This window comes from Rhizobium leguminosarum, assembly GCF_019798305.1.
Taxonomy (GTDB): domain Bacteria; phylum Pseudomonadota; class Alphaproteobacteria; order Rhizobiales; family Rhizobiaceae; genus Rhizobium; species Rhizobium leguminosarum_U.
This window is the reverse complement of sequence record NZ_JAAXDD010000003.1, coordinates 319,800-342,359: the sequence shown is the minus strand read 5'-3', so window position 1 is coordinate 342,359 and position 22,560 is coordinate 319,800. Positions and strand designations below refer to the sequence as shown.

Below are 22,560 nucleotides of genomic sequence, written 5' to 3'. Positions count from 1 at the left end.
ACGGCTAAAAGTGTTGAACGCCCGGCGGTTAAGGATATTTCGACCGCGCCCTTTCCCTCCTATCGGAAGCCTCTATGTTGACGGTTTGGAAGGGCTGACCCCGAGGTGGCCAATCACCCCGGCGCGGCTGACGACAAGAAAGCGATTTTGAATGGGAAGCGTCGCGAACGGCTGGCCGAGAGGCGGCGGCGAAATCGGTGAATTGTTGCGGCATCCGGCTTTCCACGCCGTCGGTCTCGGTCGGGTCGAAAGCTGGCCTGCATCTCTCAAGCATATCGCCGAAATGGTGTTGAATTCCCGCCAGCCCAAATTCGTCGCCTGGGGTCCGGATCTCGCTTTTCTCTACAATGACGCCTATGTGCCTGTTTTCCCGGAGCGACATCCGGGTGCGCTCGGAAGACCCTTCCGCGAGGTCTGGGCTGATATTTGGGAACAGTTCTCGCCAATCATCGCCAGCACTCTGGAAGGCGGTTCGCAGCTCTTCAAGGAGCTGCTCATCCCGATGCGCCGCGACGGCCGCACCGAGGACACCTGGTTCACCTTCTCCTACACCCCGCTGCGCGACGATGACGGCATGGTTGCCGGCATCCTCTGTGCGGCCCTTGATGTCACAGACCAGGTGTCGGCCAAGCGCGGCGAACAGATCGCGCTGGAAGAGCTGCGTGCAAAATCGGAGGCGCTTGCAGTCGTCAACCAGGCGGGTGCCGCGATCACCGCCGAGCCCAATATCGAACGCCTCACCCAGATTGTCGTCGATGCCGGCGTGACGCTGACCGGCGCGGAATTCGGCGCCTTCTTCTACAATGTCGATGACGGCGAGCGCGGCAGCTACATGCTCTACGCGCTCTCCGGTGTCGATCGGAAGAACTTCGAGAAATTCCCGATGCCACGCAATACCAAGGTGTTCGCGCCGACCTTCAACGGCGAAGGCATCGTGCGCTCCGACGACATCCTGCTCGACCCGCGCTACGGGCAGAATGCGCCGCATGCAGGCATGCCGAAGGGGCATCTGCCGGTCAGGAGCTATCTTGCCGTGCCGGTGAAATCACGCGACGGCAGCGTCATCGGCGGTTTGTTCTTTGGCCACGGCCAGCCCGGCTGTTTTTCCCAAGCGGCCGAGGCGAGCCTCGTCAGCCTCGCCGGCCAATCAGCCGTCGCGATCGACAATATCCGGCTCTTCCGTGCCGCCAAAGTCGAAATCGACCAGCGCCGCGATATGGAAGATCAGCTGCGGAAACTCAACGAAATGCTCGAGGTCCGCGTCGCGGCAGAGATTGCCGAGCGCCAGCAAGCCGAAGCAGCACTCCAGCAATCGCAGAAGATGGAATCGATCGGCAAGCTTACCGGCGGCGTCGCCCATGATTTCAACAATCTGCTGCAAGTGATCTCCGGCAACCTGCAGCTTCTCGGCAAGGACGTGGCTGATAACGGCCGGGCAAAGGAACGCATTTCCAACGCGCTTGCCGCCGTCGGACGGGGCTCGCGGCTGGCAAGCCAGTTGCTCGCCTTCGGCCGCCGCCAACCGCTGGAACCGAAGGTCGTCAATATCGGCCGGCTCGTCACCGGCATGGACGACATGCTGCGCCGCGCGCTCGGCGAAGAGATCGAAGTCGAGACCATCGTCTCCGGTGGCCTCTGGAACAGCTTTGCCGATCCGACCCAGATCGAGAACGCCCTGCTCAACCTTGCGATCAACTCCCGGGACGCGATGGATGGCGCCGGCAAGTTGACAGTCGAGGTCGGCAACGCCTTCCTCGACGATTCCTACAGCCGCGCCCATCCTGAAGTCACCGCCGGCCAATATGTCGTGCTGGCGGTCACTGATACCGGCTCCGGCATGATGCAGGAGGTAATAGAACAGGCATTCGAGCCCTTCTTCTCAACGAAACCGGAAGGCAAGGGTACCGGACTTGGCCTGTCGATGGTCTATGGCTTCGTTAAGCAGTCCGGCGGCCATGTGAAGATCTACAGTGAGATCGGCGAAGGCACGACTGTCAAGCTCTACCTGCCCCGCTCGTTCCAGAGCGAGGATCGTATCACCAATGTCGACAGCGTGCCGGCAATAGGGGGCACGGAAACCATCCTTGTCGCCGAGGATGACGAGGGTGTGCGCACGACTGTCGTTGAGATGCTGACGGATCTCGGCTACTACGTGCTGAAGTCCAAGGATGCGCAAAGCGCGCTCACCGTTATCGAAAGCGGCGCCCATATCGATCTGCTCTTTACCGATGTCGTCATGCCCGGCCCGTTGAGGAGCCCGGAGCTTGCACGCATGGCGCGCGAGCGCCTGCCTGATATCGCCGTGCTCTACACATCGGGCTATACCGAAAATTCGATCGTCCATGGCGGCAGGCTCGATCCCGGCCTCGAACTGCTCTCCAAGCCCTATACACGCGAGGAACTCGCCCGCAAGATCAGCCACGTGCTTGCCAACCGGACGCAACGCCGCCAAGGGGCGAGCGATGCCGCGGTGACCGTTCCCAAACAGCCCGATATCACCGGTGAAAAGCTGAAGCTGCTGCTCGTGGAAGATGACGCCTTCATCCGGATGGATGCTGCCGAGATTCTGCAGGATCTCGGCTATGACGTGATCGAAGCTGACAGCGGCGAAAGGGGCGTGGAAATCCTCGGACACACCATTGTCGACATCATCGTCGCCGATGTCGGCCTGCCCGGCATGTCGGGCCAGGTTTTTGCCGCCAAGGCGCGCGAGGCCTTTCCGTCGGTCGGCCTGGTCTTTGCCACCGGCAACAGCAGCCTGCCGGATGCAAACCGTCTCCCCGGTTCAGTGCTGCTGTCGAAGCCTTTCAGCAGCACGGCGCTCGACCAAGCGGTCAGGAACGCCGTCCAGCAGCGACCTGTCGGCTAAAGCATTTCTGTTTTCTGCCGGTCGCGGAAATGCTGTAACTTCTGCTTTATGCGTCGGCGCCGTCGAACTCGGGATATTTGCGCATCAGATCCACCTCACTTGTGCAGCTGTCGTCACGCGACATCAGTTCGATCGAGATCGTGCCGGCAGGATCGGGGTATAGGTGACCGGCATACCTGACCGTTCACGTCGATCGCGCCGTTTCCATCGGCTTTGACGATGTGTTTTTCCATGTTCTCGGCTCCTTCTTATGTGCGGGCTCATGCAGGCTTTTCCCATCGGATACCTGATAAAACCGGCTTTTGTTCCGAATCCTGGGCCTGCAGACCATGATCGTATGACCGGAACTTTTGGCCTCCGTATCGGTTCACTCCCTTTTAAAGCCAGAGGAGGCAAAAATGCCGAGAGGTGACAAATCTGACTATACCGACAAGCAGAAACGCAAGGCCGAGCATATCGAGGAGGGCTACGAGGATCGCGGCGTCTCCGAGAAGGAAGCCGAAAGGCGTGCCTGGGCGACCGTCAACAAGGAAAGCGGAGGCGGCAACAAATCCGGTTCCGGCCGCGGCAAGAAGGATACGCATGAATCTTCTGAAAAGGGCGGCCGCATCGGCGGCGCGGCCTCCGCCGCACGCTCGAAGGAGGAACGTTCCGCATCCGCGAAGAAGGCCGCTGCGACGCGCAAGCGCAACGAACACCACAGCCATCATTAACTGGACAGGCGGTGGCTTGCCGCCGGCCGCATCCGGCGAAAGGATTTTCGACATGCCCAAATCGAAGAAGAAATGGTCGCAGGACGTCACCGAACACAGCGATGCGATGGACCTGAAGCAAGGCGTGTTCAAATCGGACGACCCGAAGAAGATTGCCCGCTCCGTCAAGCACTCCGCCGAGGAGAGCGATCGCCGCAAGTCGAGCCCCTTTCGCGCCGCCATGTCGATGCTGACCTTCTACATCAACCGCGCCGGCGACCAGCTGACGAAAAAGCGGCGCGGCACTCTTGAAAAAGCCAAGGACGAATTGCGAAAAGACTTCGGTCGCCAACCGAAGGATTGAGCAGCCATGGCATACGAACTTTACTATTGGGACGGCATTCAAGGCCGCGGCGAATTCGTGCGATTGGCGCTGGAAGAAGCCGGCGCTGACTATATCGACATCACCCGCCAGCCCGGGCGCGGCACCGGCGCCATGTTCGACATCATGGAGAGCGAAAGCGAACCGCACATTCCTTTTGCCCCGCCCTTCCTGAAGGACGGTGACCTCATTATCCCACATGTCGCCAACATCCTGCTTTATCTCGGTCCGAAGCTCGGCCTTGCGCCCGAGGATGAAGGCCTTCGCCATGTCGTCAACGGCCTGCAGCTGACCGTCACCGATTTCGTCGCCGAAGTGCACGATACGCATCACCCGATCGACATGTCGCTCTATTACGAGGACCAGAAGCCAGAGGCAAAAGCCCGCTCAGCCGCCTTCATCCGCGACCGCATTCCGAAATTCCTCCGCTATTTCGAGCGTGTGCTGCGGCAGAATCCGAAAGGCCCCAACCATCTGGTCGGCGATGCGCTCACCTATGTCGACCTCTCGCTCTTCCAGGTGATCGAGGGCATGACCTACGCCTTTCCGAAAGCCATGACGAAATGCAAGGCGGAATATCCTGCCCTGCTGGCTCTGCATGATGCGGTGGCTAAGCGTCCAAACATTGCCCGTTATCTCGCCTCCCGCCGCCGCCTCGCCTTCAATGAGGAAGGGATTTTCAGGCACTATCCCGAACTCGACAGTGCGGGATGAGTGAAGAGCAATTCCAGAAGAAGTGCGAAGCGGTTTTCCCAGGCAAAGCGCGAAGCGGTTTTGCCGGGAATTGCATAAAAGCAAAGGATAGAGCCGTTCATTCCAGCGGCACGGCCGCATCGAAGAAATTTCCCCATGGGTCCTTCGGCCGGGTCTCCAATCGCCGCGGCACGTTGCCGAGCGTGAAAGCGGCGGGACCGCTCACCTCGTTCAATTCTGACCAATCCAGCGGCGTCGAAACTGGCGCACCCGATCGCGCCCGCGTCGAATAGGCCGCGACCGCCGTGTTGCCGCGGCCGTTGCGCAGATAATCGATGTAGATATGTCCACCGCGTTTTGCCTTTGTCGCCGTTGCCAGATATGTGTCCGGCGCGTCGGCCGACATGCTTTCGGCCAGCGAATGGGCGAAATCCTTGACTTCCGCCCAGCCGGCCTTCGGCGCAAGCGGCGTCACCACATGCAGTCCCTTGCCGCCCGACGTCTTGACGAAGGCAGCCAGGCCGCGGGCTTCCAGCCGCGTCTTCAATTCAAGCGCTGCCGAAATCACCGCGCTCCAAGCCACGTCCTCGCCGGGATCGAGGTCCATGGTGATCATGTCAGGCCTTTCCCAATTGTCGATCGTCGTGCCCCAGGGATGAATTTCGAGCACGGCAGACTGCACCAGCGCCACGAGCCCATCGAAATCGACGATGCGCAGCAGCTTTTCGCCGTCCGCATCCTGCGGGTCGGCGATCTCCTCGATATGCGGATTCATGCCCTTCCAGGCATGTTTCTGGAAAAACCGTTGTTGGCCCTTTATCCCGTCCGGTAGACGCAGCAACGCCAACGGCCGGTTGACGACATAAGGCGCCATGAATGGCCACACCGCCGCATAGTAGTCCACCAGCGCCTGCTTGGTCACGCCCTCGTCCGGCCAGTAAAGCCGGTCGGGGTGGGTCAGTGATACGTCTGATTTCGGCGGATTGGCCAGGCTCATTCTTCGATCTCGCGTGTCAGGAAATCAAGTAGCCTGTTTTCCTCGGCCCGCAAGCCCCGCAGCGGCTCATTGCCGCTCTCGATCAGCGGGTGATCGTTGCCGGCGAGCGCGATGATCGCGGGATGGATATAGCTCGAGCGCGAGATCGCCGGTGTGTTGTGCAGCGCCTCGGCCGCGGCCTCCGACATCTGCTTTACCGTCGGTCGGCCGCCACTGAGGATCGTCTCACGCGCCACACCGAAGGCCGCCAGCGATCCGGCCCAGGTCCGGAAGGTTTTCGCCGAAATCGGAATGCCCGATATTTCGGCCAGATAGGCGTTCAACCGCCCGGAATCGATCGGTTTCAGCGCCCCGCTTTCGTCCTTCCAGACAAAGAGCTGGCGGCCTGGCAGGTCGGCTATCTCCTCCAGGATCTTCTGCAGCCTGGGATGCTTGAGGCTGCGCTGGACGCGCTTGCCACCCTTGGCGCGAAATTTCAGCTCTATCTGACCGTCAACGATCTTCAGGTGGCGCTTCAGCAGCGTCGTTGCGCCATAGGTGCCGTTCTCCCTGACATAGGCCTGGTTGCCGACGCGTAAGTGCGCCTCGTCGAGCAGCGTCGTCAAAGCCGCAAGCACGCCGTTCACATCCTCCGCACCGGTGTCGAGATGGCGCAGCACGGTCCGGCGGATCCGAGGCAGCGCCCGGCCGAACTCAATCAGCTGATGGAATTTTCCCGCACTTCGGAAGGATTGCCAATCCTTGTGGTAGCGGTATTGCTTGCGCCCACGTGCATCGAAACCTGTCGCCTGCAGATGGCCGTTGTCGTAGAGGCATATCCAGACATTCTCGTAGGCTGGCGGCAGACCGAGCGCGCGGATGCGCGCCCGCTGCAATTCGTCGGCAAGCGTCGTGCCGTCGGGCATCACATAGCTGAAGCCCTTACCCTTCCTTCGCCTGCGGATGCCTGGTTCAGTATCGCTGACATAGACGAGACCAAGGTCGGTGATGGCTTCGGCATTCATGTTCTCTGCGACCCGTTACTTGCTCCTGCGCCCGAACTGAAACCACCACCGGCGCCCGGCCTTGGTCATGTCCTTCAGCGGCTCGGTCTGCCCCTCCGGCGCAAAGACGGCAACGCTCTGGGCATAGACCATGACCGGATTATCCTGATCGCGAACCTTAAAGGCATCCCTCTCCGCCCCGGTGTCGGCAATCCGCGACCATTTCGCCAGTCCGTTTACCTCCGGCACGTGGAATTCGCAGTCGCCGCCGGCATTGAAGATGAGGAAGAGGTCATCCATGGTCTCGGTCTCGGGCGCATTCGCGCTCTTCGAAAGATAGACGCCGAGCACCCGCAGTTCATCATCGTTCCAGGCACCGTCATCCATGAAGCCGCCGTCCGGTCTGTACCAAGCGATCTCGATGCGGCCGTCCTCGCCGGTTTCGCCGGTCAGGAACCGCTCCTGCCGCAGTACGGGATGGGCCTTGCGGAAGGCGACGGCCTGCCGGCAGAAATCGAGGAAGGGGTCGTCGAGCCCCGACCAATCCGTCCAGCCGATCTCGTTGTCCTGGCAATAGGCGTTGTTGTTGCCGCCCTGGCTGTTGCCCACCTCATCGCCGGCAAGGATCATTGGAACGCCCTGGGAGAGCATCAGCGTCGCCATCATGTTGCGGCGCCGGCGCGCCCGAAGGCTGTTGATGTCCTCGTTATCCGTCACGCCTTCGGCACCCATGTTGTCCGAATGATTGTCCGAATGTCCGTCCCTGTTATCCTCGCCGTTCGCGTCATTGTGCTTGTCGTCGAAGGAAACCGTGTCCATCAACGTGAAGCCGTCATGGGCCGACAGGAGATTGATCGATGACGTCGCGCCGCGGTCCGAGTGGTTGAACTGTACCGCCGAGCCGGTGATGCGTTGCGAGATCTCCGAGACCATGCCGCCATCGCCCTTCCAAAAGCGACGCACGTCGTCACGAAACTTGTCGTTCCACTCACGGAAGGGATGTGGAAAGCCGCCAACCTGATAACCGCCATCGCCTACATCCCAGGGCTCGGCGATCAGCTTGACACCGGCAAGGATCGGATCCTGGCGAATGGCGCCGAAGAACAGGCCCTGCCGATCGAATTCCATATCCTGGCGGCCGAGCGTGCTGGCAAGGTCGAAACGGAAGCCGTCGATATGCATGACGCCGACCCAGTAGCGCAGGCTGTCGAGCACCATGCGCATCACCATTGGATTGGCGGCATTCAGCGTGTTTCCGGTCCCCGTGGTATCAAAGGTGTGGCGCGGATCGTCGGGGGAGAGAATGTAATAGCTCGCATTGTCGAGCCCGCGGAAGGACAGCGTCGGTCCTTTCTCGCTGCCTTCGGCGGTGTGGTTATAGACCACGTCCATGATGACTTCGATGCCGGCGGCATGGAACTTCTTCACCATGGTCTTGATTTCGGTGATCTTGTCGCCGGACATGTAACGAGATTGCGGCGCGAAGAAGCCGAGTGTCTGATAGCCCCAATAATTGCGTAGGTTGTTCTCCAGGAGATAACGATCGTCGAGGAAATACTGGATCGGCAGCAGCTCGATCGCCGAGATGCCGAGCTTGACGAGATGGTCGATGATCGGATCGCTGCACATGCCGAGAAAGGTACCGCGTAGCCGGTCTGGCACCTTCGGATGGGTCATCGTCAGGCCGCGCACATGCGCCTCATAGATGATGGTGTCGGGCCAGGGGCGGCGGATCGCCTCTTCACCCGCCCAATCGAAGTCCGGATCCTGCACCACGCCCTTGACCATGAATGGCGCGCTGTCACGCTCGTCGAAAGAAAGGTCGTCCTCGCCGATCTGATAACCGAAGAGCGCGTCATCCCATTTAAGCTCGCCCGTCACCTGTTTGGCATAGGGGTCGAGCAGGAGCTTGTTCGGATTGAAGCGATGGCCGGCTTGCGGGTCATAGGGGCCGTGGGCGCGATAACCGTAGACAGTGCCCGGCCCGACGCCGGCGATATAGCCCGACCAGATGTCGCCTTCGCGCTTCGGCAACGGCAGCCGGGCGATCTCGTTCTTTCCGTCAGGCGAGAAGAGGCAGAGCTCCATTTGTTCCGCATGGGCGGAGAATACCGCGAAATGGGTGCCAGAACCCGTATACTCCGCTCCCAGCTCCGGCTTGAGGAAGTCGAGTTCCGAAAATGAAAAGCTCATGGTGCCCCGCTCGCTGAAAAGACCAAGCGGGAAACGTCATGGCGGTTCGAAAGTTCCCTTTTTAAAAGGGAAAGCGAAGGATCTTGCTCGCCGATCGAAGCGGTTACGGCATCAGCTGGCCGCCATTGACCTCAATGATCTGGCCGGTGATGTAACCCGACAACGTCGGCGAGGCGAGGAAGAGATAGGCGCCGACGCAATCCTCCGACGTGCCGACAAAACCCATCGGGATCGACTTGCGCTGCAGCTCCATCTGCTCGTCATTGGTATAACGCTCGTGGAAGGGTGTCGCGATGACACCCGGCGCCACCGCGTTGACGCGGATCCTGTCGGCGACGAATTCCTTGGCGTGACCGCGGGTGATCGTCGAGACGAATCCCTTGGACGCCGCATAAAGGATCGCACCATTGCCGCCGCCGTTGCGCGCGGCGATCGAGGTTGTGTTGATGATGAAGCCGCCCTGCTTCTTCAGCCAGGGATGCGCCGCACGTGTTGCCGCCAGCACCGAGCGGGCGTTGAGGTCCATGACCGCGGCATAATGCGCATCGGTATATTCCGAGGTCGGCTTGCGCCCGAGCATGCCGCCGGCATTGTTGATGAGGCCGTCGAGATGACCGAAGGTCTTTGCCGTCTCGTCGACGACACGCTCGGTCTCCCCTTCCCTCGACACGTCGCCCTGGATCAGATGCACGGTGCCGCCGGCAGCCCGGATTTCCTCTGCAAGCTTCTCCGCCGGTTCGCGGCTGGCATTGTAATGCACGCCGACCTTGGACCCTTGAGCCGCAAAGGCGCGGGAGAGTGCCGCGCCGATCCCGGTCGAGGCGCCGGTGATCAGCACGGCCTTGCCGGACAGGTCCGGCAGCTTGATGGATGCGAGCGATTGCGCAAGTTCGACCATGGCGACGATTGCCTCCCGAAAAACCAAGGACATAGGTGATGAAACGAATAGGAGAAGTCTTATCAGGGGAAATCGACGAAGGGCAATGCACGAAAGCGGGAGATTTGCGTCGCTCATGCAAGCGGCCATCGTCACCGATGGCCGCCTGAGTTTGCCTGCAAGAACCGAAAAGGGTCTCGTTACGGAGCCACGCCAAAGGCCGGCTGCGGCTTTTGGCGGGCGAGAGGCGGAAATGCCAGCGCTATTGCCGCAGCCCCCAGCCCGACCATTGCGGAGCCGATGAACAGCCAGGAATAATTGGCGAATGTGTCGAAGATCCAGCCGCCGATCAGAGGGCCGAAGGCCATGCCGAGGCTGGATAGCATCGTTGCCGCGCCCAGGACCGTACCGATGATGCGTTGGCCGAAATATTCCCGCGCCAGCAGCGCATAAAGCGGCATCACGCCCCCATAGGCGCTGCCGAAGACGATTGCGAGCGCGTAGAATTCGCCGAGCTGGCTGACGAAGAGATAGGTCGCGAGGGCTGCCGCCTGCACCAGCAGGCCGGCAACCAGCACCGGCTTTACGCCGATCCTGTCGGCGAGGCTGCCATAGAGCAACCGGCCGCCGAGCCCCGCCAGCCCCTCGACGCTGTAGATGCTGACCGCCGCCATCGGTGCGATGCCGCAGATCGTCGCATAGTTTACCATGTGGAAGATCGGGCCTGAATGGGCCGCACAGCAGGCAAAGAAGGTAAGGCCGAGCACGATGAATTGCGGCGACCGGAAGACTTTCGACAGCTGCGGCCTGGCGCCTTCCGCAGCAAATCCGGTGTCGGCATCTGCGGTCCCGGCAGGCGGACGCCTGACCAGCAGGGCGGCTGGCACCAGCAGCACCCAGGCAGCAATGCCGATGATCAACATGGCCGGCCGCCAGTCATAGGCCGAGATCAGCCACCGCGCGAAGGGCGAGATCGTCATCGGCGCGACCCCCATGCCGGCGGAGACCAGCGACACGGCAAGGCCGCGGTGCTCGTCGAACCAGGCGGTCGTCGCCGCGATCATCGGCGCGAAGAAGGCGCTGGCGGCCAGTCCGACCAGGACACCGTACGTCAGTTGGAATTGCAGGAGTGTCTCGGCGCGGCTTGCCAGCACCAGCGCCAGGCCAAGCAGCACGGAGCCTATCAGCACAACCGCGCGCGGGCCGAACCGGTCGCTTGCCGCCCCCCAGAAGAAACCGCCGAAGCCCATGACGATGAAATTCAGCGTCATCGCGCTGGCGATACCGACATGCGACCAGCCGGTCGCGGATGCGATCGGCTCCTGAAAAATCGCCAGCGAGAACATCGCGCCGATTGCCACGCATGACATCAGAGCGCCGACGGCGACGATGACCCAACGATAAGAAACACTCATGGCTTCATAACCTCCATGCCGACAGAGTGATCGCGAGGCACGCGGCTCACCGCCGCAATCCGCGCCTGCTATCTTAAGACGTTTGAACCGCCGCGATTTCGACAGCGCATTCCCATCTTTTTTCGCCGCGCGATGCGGCCGCTAAAGCGTGCGGAACATCACCAATGCGTCGACATAGCCTTGAGTGGGATGAAGGAAGACATCAGGAAGCCGGCCGACGATATCGAAGCCGAGAGATTGCCACAGCCCAACCGCGCGTTCATTGCTGCTGACGACGAAATTGAACTGCATCGCCCGAAAGCCCCGCAAGCGGGCATGCTCGAGGGAATGCTCATGCATCAGCCGCGCGACGCCGCGGCCGCTTACAGCAGCATCAGTCATGTAGCCGCAATTGCAGACATGCCGGCCGCCGCCTGCCTGATTGGCCTTGATGTAATATGTGCCAAGGATCACGCTATCCTCTTCGGCGACAAAGGTCTCGCGGTCCGGTCCCATCCAGTAGGCCAGCGCATCGGTTTCCGAGAGATCGCGATCGAGCGCATAGGTCTCCCCGGCGCGGATCGTCGGGCCGATGATCCTCCAGATGGCGCTTCGATCGTTCTTGTCTGCCGGTCGGATTAGCATGCCCGATCTCTAACGAAACCGGGCGCCCCGCGCAACGGCTCGGCAGCCTCCGGCAAAAGCTGGAAGCGTCGCGACCTCAAACCCTTTCAAGCGCGATCGCGATCCCCTGCCCGACGCCGATGCACATGGTCGACAGCGAATATTGTCCGCCGGTCTCAAGAAGCTCGAGTGCTGCCGTGCCGGTGATGCGTGCGCCCGACATGCCAAGCGGATGGCCGAGCGCGATCGCGCCGCCATTGCGGTTCACCCGCGCATCGTCGTCGGCGATCCCCAGCGCGCGCAGCACCGCCAGCCCCTGGCTGGCAAAGGCCTCGTTGAGTTCGATCACGTCGAACTGCTCGGCGGTCATGCCGAGCCGTGCCATCAGCTTGCGTGAGGCCGGGATCGGCCCGACGCCCATCACCCTTGGCGGAACCGCGGCAGCCGCGCCGCCGAGAATGCGGGCGATCGGCGTCAGGCCGTATTTTCGCGCTGCCGCTTCGGAAGCGACGATCAGCGCCGCCGCTCCGTCATTGACGCCGGAGGCATTGCCAGCGGTCACGGTGCCGCCTTCCTTTTTGAAAGGTGTCGCGAGTTTCGCCAGCGTTTCGATCGTCGTTGCGCGCGGATGCTCGTCCTTGTCGAGGATAACAGCATCACCCTTGCGCTGCGGGATGGTCACCGGGGTTATCTCCTTCGCCAGCCGTCCGTTCGCCTGGGCGGCGGCCGCCTTCGCCTGGCTTCGCACCGCAAACGCATCCTGGTCTTCGCGACTGACATGATAGTCTTCGGCGACATTCTCACCAGTCTCCGGCATGGAATCGACGCCGTACTGCTTCTTCATCAATGGGTTGACAAAGCGCCAGCCGATCGTCGTGTCATGGATTTCGGCCGCCCGTGAAAAGGCCGTCTCTGCCTTCGGCATGACGAAGGGCGCGCGTGACATGCTCTCAACCCCGCCCGCGACCATGAGCTCGGCCTCGCCGGAGCGGATGGCGCGCGCCGCCGTGATCACCGCATCCATGCCGGAGCCGCAGAGCCGGTTGATCGTCGTGCCGGGTACGGCGATCGGCAGGCCGGCCAGCAGGGCCGACATGCGCGCAACATTGCGGTTGTCCTCGCCCGCCTGATTGGCGCAGGCGAAGATCACATCGTCGACGGCTTCCCAATCGACGGCGGCATTTCGTTGCATCAGCGCCTTCAGCGGGATTGCGCCGAGGTCGTCGGCGCGCACCTGGGATAGCGAGCCGGCGAAGCGGCCGATCGGCGTTCTGATGTAGTCGCAGATAAAGGCTTCGGTCATGGCTTTTCCTCAGAGTTTCGGGACGACGAGGTCGGTAACCGGCGCCTCGACGTGCAGCGGCGCGCCGGTCATCGCCTGCAATTCCTCCTGCGACATCGCGGCGAGCTTCTCGCGCAGGACGAAGCGTCCCTTGACGATGTCGATGACGGCATGGCTGGTATATACGCGGGTGATGCAGGCAACGCCGGTCAGCGGGAAGGTGCATGTCTCGACCAGCTTCGGCTCGCCTGTCTTGGTGACGTGCTCGGTGATGACGCAGACCTGCTTGGCGCCGTGCACCAGGTCCATGGCGCCGCCGACGGCCGGCACGCCTTTGCTGCCCACCCGCCAGTTCGCAAGGTCGCCGCTCTGGGCAACCTGATAGGCGCCGAGGATGGCGACGTCGAGATGGCCGCCGCGCACCATGGCGAAGCTATCGGCGTGATGGAAGAAGGCAGCACCCGGCTTCAGCGTCACCGCCTTCTTGCCCGCGTTGATCAGATCCCAGTCCTCTTCGCCTGCCGCCGGCGGCTCGCCGAAATTCAGGATGCCGTTTTCGGTGTGGAAGATTGCCTGACGACCGGGCGGCTGATAACGGGCGACCATTTCCGGAAAGCCGATGCCGAGGTTCACATAGGCGCCGTCGGCAATGTCCTGCGCGGCGCGCCAAGCGATCTGCGCATTGGAAAGCTTGATGTCTTCCCGGGTGTTGATGGGGCGGGTGTTGATGAAGCTGTGATCGATGGTCATACGTAGGCCACTCCGGCTCGAATGAGCTCTTCTTCCTGCTGGGGACTGGGAACAGTGACGACGCGGTCGACGAAAATGCCCGGTGTCACCACATGTTCGGGATCGATGCCGCCGGCAGGCACGATGGATGAGACCTGAACGATGGTCTTCGCCGCCGCCATGCACATCAGCGGATTGAAGTTGCGGCCGGCCTTATTGTAGGTGAGGTTGCCCTGGATATCGCCGATCGCAGCCTTGACGATCGCGAAGTCGGCCTTCAGCCAGCGCTCCTGCACATAGTGGCGGCCGTCGAATTCGGCGATGACCTTGCCGTTGGCCAGTTCGGTGCCGTAGGCGGTCGGCGTATAGAAAGCCGGGATGCCGGCTCCGCCGGCGCGGATGCGCTCGGCAAGCGTTCCCTGCGGCACCAGTTCGAGCTCAATTTCGCCGGCCAGATATTTATCCGTGAAGGCGCGCGGATCCGACGAACGCGGGAATGAGCAGATCATCTTTCTGACCATGCCGGCATCGATCATCGCTGCAATGCCGATGCGCCCGTTGCCGGCATTGTTGTTGATCACGGTGAGGTTCTTCGAGCCCTTGTCGATCAAGGCATGAATGAGCTCGATCGGGGCGCCCGAGCCACCAAAACCACCGATCATCACGGTCGCGCCATCACCGATCTCAGAGACGGCTTCCGCCGTGCTCCCGACTGTCTTGTCCATGCGGGATCTCTCCTTGGCTAGATGCGGTCGGGAACTCTCCATCCCGTACTCTGGCGTAGACATAAAGCGCGGCAAGCCAGCCGGCAATGCATTTGTGCGATATTTGACATTTGTTCATATATCGCACAAAATGAAATGAACCCATTGGAGACTGGACCCATGCGCGAAACGGATTTCGTCAGCGGCTTTGCCCGCGGCCTGAAGGTCATCGAAGCTTTCGGTGAAACGCGGCAGCGGCTTTCCATCGCCGAGGCGTCGAAATTGACGGAGCTTGACCGCGCCACCGTGCGACGCTCGCTGCTGACGCTCGCCGAACTCGGTTATGCCGATTACGACGGCAAGTTCTTCACGCTGACGCCGAAGATCCTGCGCCTTGGCCATGCCTATCTCGCAGCGACGCCGCTGCCGGCGATGCTGCAGCCGCATCTCGATCTTCTCTCGGAAAAGGCCGGCCAGAGCGCCTCGGCCTCGGTGCTCGATGGCACCGACATCGTCTATATCGCCCGCGCTTCGCAGCGCCGCGTCATGTCGATCAACTTGACCCCCGGCAGCCGCCTGCCCGCATACTGCGCCTCGATGGGCCGCGTGCTGCTCGCAGCCCTTAGCGAAAGCGAGGCACGCGCCATCCTCGCCCGCAGCGAGCTGAAGCAAAATACTGCGAATACCAGGACGGATCCGGACGAGCTGATCGCCGAATTCCGTCGGGTCCGCGCCGAGGGTTACGCCATCATCGATCAGGAGCTGGAGATCGGCCTCTGCTCCATTGCCGTGCCCATCGACAACGACCGCGGCGAAACGGCCGCGGCGATCAATATCGGCGCGCCGGCCGCCCTCGTCCCGGCGGCCGAGATGAAGGAACGCTATCTGCCGCTGCTGAAGGAAACACAGGCCGCGTTGCGGCCGCTGCTGCGGCGGTGACGACTGGCGACAGAGCGGCCCGAGCTAGGGCTGGGGCCGCTCGACCCACTGATCGGCCTTCGGCGGCGCGACGTGATCCCAAAGGCCGCAGCGGTCCCGAAAACCTTGACCGATGCCATATGCAATCTCATCGGGCATTGACCCGGGCCGGCGGACCACTCTGCCAGTCTGAGGGCGGAAACGCATCTCGCAGCATGACGATCAGGAATCTCGCCGAGGCCATTCGCGCCCGCTTCAGATTGGTCGGGGAATTGAACCCGAAATTCCGCCCCGCCAGCCGATCCGGGACGCGCCGGACTTTGATGCGTAACGTTCCCGGACCCAACGTCGTATCGAAAGCCGGAAGGGCTTCAACGTTCATTCATGGCGGCTTGAAACCAGGCCGCTATCGTAGCAACCCGTTGAAGCTTTCCCACTTGATGTATCACAATTTCCGATATACATCATTTCATCGGAAATAGTGGGGGAATGATGGAACGCTCGTTTTTGACGATTGCCGCCGGCGAGAATAATGATGCGATACGCGCGCTTTCGGCGCCGGCGCGGCTTGAGATGCTGAAGCTGCTCTGCGCCAGGGGGCCGATGAATATCAACGACATCGCGCGTGCTCTTTCTCTTCCTCAATCGACTGTCGCCACCGGGATCCAGATTTTGGAAGACGCCCGGCTTGTCGATTCCCAATTGACGAAGGCGCGCAAGGGAAACCAGAAGATCTGCTCTGCGATCTACAGCGAAATTCTGATCAGCTTTGAGGAAAGTGCCGCGCAAAGGGCCAACAATATCATCGAAGTCGAGATGCCGGTCGGGCTCTACACCAGCTGTGACGTCCATGCGCCATGCGGTCTTTGCTCCACCGAGAGCGTCATCGGCCCCCTCGATGTTCCCGACTATTTTCTCGATCCGCAGCGCATGCAGGCCGGACTCGTCTGGTTCGGCAGGGGATATGTGGAATATAAATTCCCCAATAACGCCAAGGTGTTGAACAAGGATATCCGCGCCATAGAGTTTTCCATGGAGCTGTCGTCTGAGGTGCCGGGCACCAATCCGGACTGGCCCTCGGACATAACGCTCTGGGTCAACGGCATGGCGATCGGCACCTGGACGTCGCCCGGCGACTACGGCGACAAGCGGGGCGCCTTCACGCCGGCATGGTGGAAGCTCGAAGGCTCGCAATATGGTATGATGAAGACTTGGCGGATCTCCACGCGCGGAACCTTCATCGATGGTATCGCCGCATCGAATGTCACGCTCAGCGATCTCGCGCTTGCGCAGCATTCCTCCATCCGGCTCCGGGTCGGCATCGCCGAGAATGCCGGCCATACCGGCGGCGTGAATATTTTCGGCCGCGGCTTCGGAAATCACGGACGCGATATCATCATGCGACTGCACGTCTGAAAAAATCAAAATCGGAAATCTTGATTTAAATATCACGCTTCTTTCCAGTTCCGATGAGCGATAAAATAGGACAACATACTGGAATAAAATAATTTTCTCCAGAAAACCGCATTAGTATGATTAAAAACGCAACGCGGTTGACAGAACAACATTCCTGATATCAAGTTAGGGGCAAGAAAACAAGAAATCTGATATATAAACGGGAGGATCCGTTGAAGACGAACGTCGTTGTCCACCGCGATTTCCGCATCGCGACCATTGACTCCAGGCTCTACAGCTCATTTCTCGAGCACCTCGGCAGGGCGATCTACGGGGGCATTTATGAGCCCGGTCACCCGACGGCCGATGAGGACGGATTCCGCCAGGATGTCCTTGATCTGGTGCGTGAGCTCGACACGCCATACTGCCGCTACCCCGGCGGCAATTTCGTCTCGGCCTATAATTGGGAAGACGGCGTCGGCCCGCGTGCCGAGCGTCCGGTTCGCCTCGACCTTGCCTGGCGCACCCGCGAAGCCAATCAGATCGGCGTCAATGAATTCGTCGACTGGTGCAAGAAGGCGAATACCAAGCCGATGCTTGCCGTCAATCTCGGATCACGCGGCCTGGATGCCGCCCGCAATTTCCTGGAATATTGCAACCATCCCGGCGGCACCTACTGGTCGGATCTGCGCCGCAAGCACGGCTGGTCCAATCCGCACGACGTCAAATTGTGGTGCCTCGGCAATGAGATGGATGGTCCCTGGCAAGTCGGCCACAAGTCGGCCTATGAATATGGCCGGCTGGCGGATGAGACGGCGAAGGCCATGCGCGGCTTCGACAAATCGCTCGAACTCGTGGTCTGCGGCTCGTCCAATTCCGACATGAAGACCTATCCCGAGTGGGAAGCGCAAGTCCTCGAGCAGTGCTACGACAGCGCCGACCATATCTCGCTGCATATGTATTTTGCCAACCGCGAGAAAAATACCCTCAACTATCTCGCACGCGCGACGAAGCTCGACCGCTATATCACCACGATCGGCGGCGTGATCGACTACATCAAGGCGAAAAAACGCTCGAATAAGACGATCGGCATTTCCTTCGACGAATGGAATGTCTGGTATCATTCCAACCAGCAGGACAAGGAGATCCTGGCGCGCGACGAATGGCCGGATGCGCCGCATCTCTTGGAAGACATCTATAATTTCGAGGACGTGCTGCAGGTCGGCGGCATATTGAACACCTTCATCCGTCGCTCCGACCGGGTGCGCATCGCCTGCATCGCGCAGCTCGTCAACGTCATCGCCCCGATCATGACCGAGGACGGCGGTGCGGCATGGCGCCAGACTATTTATTACCCGTTCTATTACGCCTCCAGATATGGCCGTGGAACGGCACTGCAGCTGGTCGTCGATGGCCCGACCTATGACAGCGACGAGGAGAACGACGTCCCCTATCTCGACGTATCGGCAGTCCATTCCGAGGACGGCAAGACCCTGACCTTCTTTGCCGTCAACCGCCATCCGAGCACGGCGCTCGATCTCGATGTGCGGTTGGAAGGTTTCGGAAATGCCCGGGTGGTCGAGCAGGTGGAGATGACCCACGGCGACCTGGAAGCCGTCAACACGGCAGCGCGGCCGAAGACGGTCGCCCCCGTCAATGTCGAAAGTGGAAAGATCGAGGATGGAAGGCTGCGGGCGGCGCTGAAACCGTTCTCCTACAACGTCATTCGGCTGTCGGTGTGATAGCTACCGCCGGGTAGCCCATTGGGGCACGCCCCGGCTGAAGATATTCGGCTCGCCGCGAGGAGGCAGGGAGCCGGAGGGATGGTTCACCGAGGTCCTGGACCTGATTGTTCAAGTCCTGAGGCTTCTGCGAACCGACAACCGCGACGTGCCCATGCGTGCCATTACGGCCGCCGTATCGTCGCTTTCTAGGGAGGAGTTCATGCAACAGTGGAAGAGGCTCGCATTTGGCGTCGCGCTGGCCGCACTCGGCCTGACAGCGGCGGCCAAGGCCGATGACTACACCTCCTTGCCGCGCAAGGAGACGCTCATCGTCGAAAATCCGGAAGGGACGATCAAAAATCCCGGCTGGTTCAACATCTGGGTCAACGGCGGCGGCGGTGTATCGACCGGCCTGCAGCAGCTGACCATGGATACGCTCTGGTATATCGACCCCGAACAAGGACTTGGCGGCGCGACCTGGGATAATTCGCTGGCTGCCGACAAGCCGCAATATAATGCCGACTTCACCGAGATGACCGTGAAACTGCGCAAGGGGCTCTTCTGGAGCGACGGCGTGGAGTTCACGGCAGACGACGTGGTCTATACCGTGAAGACGCAGATGGATCACCCCGGCATGGTCTGGAGTGCTGCTTTCTCGGTGCAGGTGGCAAGCGTCGAGGCGACCGACCCCTCGACTGTGGTGTTCAAGCTGAAGAAGCCCAATTCGCGCTTCCACGCCATTTTCACCGTTCGCTGGAACGGCGCCTGGATCATGCCCAAGCATGTCTTCGAGAAAGTCGAAGATCCGCTTCGCTATGATTTCGCCAATCCCGTCTCGCTCGGCGCCTATAAGCTGAAGGCATTCGACCCCCAGGGCAAGTGGTACACCTGGGAGAAGCGTGACGACTGGCAGCGGACCTCGCTTGCCCGCTTCGGCGAGCCGGCCCCGAAATACGTGACCTATACCGATCCCGGCCCGCCGGATAAGCGGACGATCGCTCAGCTCGAGCACAATCTCGATATCATCCACGACAATACACCGGAGGGCATGTTCACCCTCAAGGAGAAATCCAAGTCGGTCGAAACCTGGTTCCCAGGCTTCCCCTTCGCCCATCCCGACCCGACGCTTCCGGCCGTGATCTTCAACACCCAGAATCCGCCCTTCGACAACGCCGATGTACGCTGGGCGCTTGCCCTGCTGATCGACATCAAGGCGGTTGATATGGCGAGCTACCGCGGCGCTGCGACGCTGTCGGCGCTCGGCGTGCCGCCGACGGCGGCCACGATGAAGGACTATCAGGCGCCGATGCAGGATTGGCTGAAGGATTTCGAGATCGATACCGGCAAGAGCAAGATCAAGCCATATGATCCGACAGTCGGGCAACAGATCGCCGATATCCTGCGCAAGCAGCCGAAGTTCAAAGACCAGATCCCAACCGATCCGGAAGCGATCAGTGGTGCCTTCGGCTACGGCTGGTGGAAACCGAACCCGAAAGCGGCCGGCGAACTGCTGGAGAAGGCAGGCTTCAAGAAATCCGGCGGCAAATGGCTGACCCCTGATGGACAGCCCTTCAAGATCCGGATGACGGTGGAAGGCGACACGCGCTCGGTCTTCACTCGCGCCGGGACGCTGATCGCACAGCAATGGGCCGCATTCGGCATCGACGCCAAGGCCGTGCCGGCCGCGAAACTTTGGCAGACAGCGCTACAGCCCGGCGATTTCCAGGTGGCGATCGCCTGGAGCGTCGAAACCTGGGGCGGCGATCCCGATCTGTCGTTCTTCCTCGACAGCTGGCATTCGCAGTTCGTGGCCAAGAAGGGTGACAATCAGCCGCCGCGCAACTGGCAGCGCTGGAGCAATCCGGAGCTCGACAAGATCATCGAAAGCATCCGCGGCATCAGCGCCGACGATCCCAAGGGCGTCGAGCTCGGCAAGGATTATCTGAAGCTGGTTGCCCGCGAAATGCCGACGATCCCGCTGATGTCGTATAACGTCTTCACCTCGATGGATACGACCTATTGGACCGGCTATCCGACGATATCCGATCCCTACACCGATCCGGTGCCGAATTGGGCCAACTCCAGGCTGATGATGGTCAAGCTGAAGCCGGCACAACCGAAATAATCCTCCCAACGCCGGCGCGAGTGTTGCGCGCCGGCCCCCTAATCGACGGGCATGTGGCATGTCCGTCGATCCTTTCCACTCGATGAAGGGAACCAGAGAGGAACCACCGCCCTATGACGTCCTATCTGATCTTTGTGCTGAAGCGGTTCGGTCAGTTTCTGCTTGTCGTATTTCTTGGCGTGACCATCACATTCTTCGTCACCCACCTGACCCCGATCGATCCGGTCGAAGAAAGCATAGGCGCGATAACGCAGATGGGTCAGTCCGATCCCAACGCGATCGAGCTGATGCGCCAGTCACTTCGCGAGCTTTACGGCATGGAGGGCTCGATCTGGCAGCAATACCTGCATTTCTGGCTTCGGCTAGCCACCGGTGATCTCGGTCCCTCGCTGTCGGCTTTTCCCACACCCGTTTCCACCATCATCCTGCGATCCCTGCCCTGGACCATCGGGCTGATGACCGTGTCGACCCTCTTCACCTTCGTGCTCGGCAATGCCATCGGCGCGCTCGCCGGCTATTACCGCAAGGACATGGTGCTGAAGGCCGTCAGCCTCGTCTTCATCGCCCTGCTTCCCATTCCCTATTACATTCTGGCCTTCGTGCTGCTGATTGTCTTCGGTTATCTCTGGCCGGTGCTGCCGATCAACGGTGGCTACGAGATGAACGCCAACCTTGACCTCTCCTTTGCCCTGGTCTTCGATATCCTGAAACACTCGATCCTGCCGGCCTTGTCGCTGATCATGGTCGGCGCCGGCAGTTGGCTGATCGGGATGCGCGCGCTCGTTTCCAACATCATCACCGAGGATTACGTCGTCTTCGCCGAGCTTGGCGGCGTTCCGAAGCGAAAGATCCTGCGCTCCTATATCGCCCGCAACGCCATGGTGCCGCAGTTCACCGGGCTTGCCATGTCGCTCGGCGCAATCTTCAACGGCACGGTGATCACCGAAATCGTCTTCGGCTATCCGGGCATCGGCAACCTGCTGATCGAAGCGGTGCATGCCGGCGACTATAGCCTGGTGCTCGGCCTCAGCGCATTGTCGATCGTCGGCGTCGCCGCCGCGGTGTTCATCATCGACATTCTGAGCCCGCTGATCGATCCGCGCATCAAGGTGGAATAGAGCATGTTTACCATCATCCGCGACCTCGCGCGCCAGAACATGGAATTCCTCTGCGGCCTGCTGCTCTTTGCCGTTATCGTCGGCTTCGTCATCTTGTCGTATTTCTCGCCCTACGGCGCGACCGACATCTATCTTCTGCCGCCTGACATGCCGCCCGATGGCGAATATTGGCTCGGCACGACCTCGCGCGGCCAGGACGTGTTCTGGCAGCTGACGACCGCCCTCAGGAACACCTTGTTTTTCGGCATCGGCGTCGCCTTCATTTCACGCATCATTTCGCTGGTCGTCGGCCTCGTCGCCGGCTATGCCGGCGGTGCGGTCGACCGGGTGCTGATGGCCATCAACGACAGCGTCATGGTCATCCCGCAGTTTCCGCTGCTGATCCTGTTCTATTTCGTGCTGAAGGACAGCATGACCTGGACGGCGCTGATCCTCATCATGGCCTCGCTCGGCTGGTCCTACGATGCACGCCTCATCCGTTCGGTCGCAATCAGCCTGAAGACGAGATCCTTCACCACCCAGAGCGTCTATTCCGGCATGAGCATGCGCAAGATCCTCGTCGAGGAGCACCTGCCCTATGTTCTGCCGATCGTCTTCGCCACCACGATGAACAACATGATCTGGTCGATCGGCATGGAGATCACCCTCTCGGTGCTCGGCTTCACTGATATCGAGACGCCGACCATGGGCATGATGATCTATTGGGCCAACGCGCATTCGGCGCTGATATCGGGCATATGGTGGTGGGTGGCCGCCCCCGTCGCCGTCATCGTCGTCCTCTTCCTGGCGCTCTTCCTGCTGTCCATGTCGATGAACGAATACAATGATCCGCGTAGCCGGCTGAACCGGATGGGAAGTTAG

The 22,560-nt window shown here is 60.8% G+C and carries 19 protein-coding genes; 10 read left to right on the top strand and 9 right to left on the bottom strand.

Going from position 1 to position 22,560, the window contains the following annotated elements:
* Positions 1-151: 151 nt before the first annotated feature.
* The 4 genes from HFO99_RS07495 (at position 152) to HFO99_RS07480 (ending at position 4,657) form a co-directional block, all read left to right on the top strand.
* The gene (locus HFO99_RS07495; protein ID WP_222360294.1) at positions 152-2,869 is read left to right on the top strand and encodes a response regulator; all 2,718 of its coding nucleotides are present in this window, start codon (positions 152-154) and stop codon (positions 2,867-2,869) included.
* Positions 2,870-3,267: 398 nt separating this feature from the next.
* Entirely contained in the window at positions 3,268-3,582 is a 315-nt protein-coding gene (locus tag HFO99_RS07490; RefSeq protein ID WP_011655053.1) for a hypothetical protein, read from the top strand.
* 52 nt (positions 3,583-3,634) lie between these two features.
* A complete protein-coding gene (locus HFO99_RS07485) occupies positions 3,635-3,925 on the top strand; it encodes a DUF3175 domain-containing protein (protein WP_222360292.1) in 291 nt (96 codons plus the stop codon).
* A 6-nt stretch (positions 3,926-3,931) separates the two neighbouring features.
* Positions 3,932-4,657, top strand: coding sequence for a glutathione S-transferase family protein (locus HFO99_RS07480; RefSeq protein WP_222360291.1), 726 nt, complete (start codon positions 3,932-3,934; stop codon positions 4,655-4,657).
* Positions 4,658-4,754: 97 nt separating this feature from the next.
* Here HFO99_RS07480 and ligD read toward each other — a convergent pair whose 3' ends face one another.
* The 9 genes from ligD to HFO99_RS07435 all read right to left on the bottom strand — a co-directional run bounded on the left by ligD (position 4,755) and on the right by HFO99_RS07435 (position 14,440).
* The gene (gene ligD / locus HFO99_RS07475) at positions 4,755-5,633 is read right to left on the bottom strand and encodes a non-homologous end-joining DNA ligase (RefSeq protein ID WP_222360289.1); all 879 of its coding nucleotides are present in this window, start codon (positions 5,631-5,633) and stop codon (positions 4,755-4,757) included.
* Positions 5,630-6,637, bottom strand: a complete 1,008-nt coding sequence (locus HFO99_RS07470) for a DNA topoisomerase IB (protein ID WP_222278757.1) — start codon at positions 6,635-6,637, stop codon at positions 5,630-5,632. Before HFO99_RS07470 ends, ligD begins: the two co-directional genes overlap by 4 nt.
* A 15-nt stretch (positions 6,638-6,652) precedes the next feature.
* Positions 6,653-8,809, bottom strand: a complete 2,157-nt coding sequence (glgX, locus tag HFO99_RS07465) for a glycogen debranching protein GlgX (protein ID WP_222299642.1) — start codon at positions 8,807-8,809, stop codon at positions 6,653-6,655.
* Between the two features lie 103 nt (positions 8,810-8,912).
* The gene (locus HFO99_RS07460; protein ID WP_222360287.1) at positions 8,913-9,707 is read right to left on the bottom strand and encodes an SDR family NAD(P)-dependent oxidoreductase; all 795 of its coding nucleotides are present in this window, start codon (positions 9,705-9,707) and stop codon (positions 8,913-8,915) included.
* A 179-nt stretch (positions 9,708-9,886) separates the two neighbouring features.
* Positions 9,887-11,101 (bottom strand): MFS transporter, encoded by a 1,215-nt coding sequence (locus HFO99_RS07455; RefSeq protein WP_222299646.1) that lies wholly within the window; start codon positions 11,099-11,101, stop codon positions 9,887-9,889.
* Between the two features lie 141 nt (positions 11,102-11,242).
* Positions 11,243-11,725, bottom strand: coding sequence for a GNAT family N-acetyltransferase (locus HFO99_RS07450; RefSeq protein WP_222360285.1), 483 nt, complete (start codon positions 11,723-11,725; stop codon positions 11,243-11,245).
* Between the two features lie 76 nt (positions 11,726-11,801).
* Positions 11,802-13,007 carry a 3-oxoadipyl-CoA thiolase gene (gene pcaF / locus HFO99_RS07445; protein WP_222360283.1) on the bottom strand — a complete coding sequence of 402 codons (1,206 nt, stop codon included), beginning with the start codon at positions 13,005-13,007 and terminating at the stop codon, positions 11,802-11,804.
* Positions 13,008-13,016: 9 nt separating this feature from the next.
* Positions 13,017-13,736 carry a CoA transferase subunit B gene (locus HFO99_RS07440; RefSeq protein WP_222360281.1) on the bottom strand — a complete coding sequence of 240 codons (720 nt, stop codon included), beginning with the start codon at positions 13,734-13,736 and terminating at the stop codon, positions 13,017-13,019.
* Complete coding sequence (locus tag HFO99_RS07435) at positions 13,733-14,440, bottom strand: 3-oxoacid CoA-transferase subunit A (RefSeq protein WP_222333666.1); 708 nt, start codon at positions 14,438-14,440, stop codon at positions 13,733-13,735. Before HFO99_RS07435 ends, HFO99_RS07440 begins: the two co-directional genes overlap by 4 nt.
* 159 nt (positions 14,441-14,599) lie before the next feature.
* Here HFO99_RS07435 and HFO99_RS07430 point away from each other — a divergent pair, with 159 nt between their 5' ends.
* From HFO99_RS07430 to HFO99_RS07405, 6 genes are all read left to right on the top strand, one after another.
* Positions 14,600-15,358 (top strand): IclR family transcriptional regulator C-terminal domain-containing protein, encoded by a 759-nt coding sequence (locus HFO99_RS07430; RefSeq protein WP_222333667.1) that lies wholly within the window; start codon positions 14,600-14,602, stop codon positions 15,356-15,358.
* Between the two features lie 468 nt (positions 15,359-15,826).
* The gene (locus tag HFO99_RS07425; protein WP_222295285.1) at positions 15,827-16,753 is read left to right on the top strand and encodes an ArsR/SmtB family transcription factor; all 927 of its coding nucleotides are present in this window, start codon (positions 15,827-15,829) and stop codon (positions 16,751-16,753) included.
* A 212-nt stretch (positions 16,754-16,965) separates the two neighbouring features.
* Entirely contained in the window at positions 16,966-18,474 is a 1,509-nt protein-coding gene (locus HFO99_RS07420; RefSeq protein ID WP_222333668.1) for an alpha-N-arabinofuranosidase, read from the top strand.
* A 202-nt stretch (positions 18,475-18,676) separates the two neighbouring features.
* Positions 18,677-20,581 carry an ABC transporter substrate-binding protein gene (locus HFO99_RS07415; protein WP_222360279.1) on the top strand — a complete coding sequence of 635 codons (1,905 nt, stop codon included), beginning with the start codon at positions 18,677-18,679 and terminating at the stop codon, positions 20,579-20,581.
* Between the two features lie 113 nt (positions 20,582-20,694).
* Entirely contained in the window at positions 20,695-21,699 is a 1,005-nt protein-coding gene (locus HFO99_RS07410; protein ID WP_017968310.1) for an ABC transporter permease, read from the top strand.
* Between the two features lie 3 nt (positions 21,700-21,702).
* On the top strand, positions 21,703-22,560 hold the full coding sequence (locus tag HFO99_RS07405; RefSeq protein ID WP_222360278.1) for an ABC transporter permease: 858 nt from the start codon (positions 21,703-21,705) through the stop codon (positions 22,558-22,560).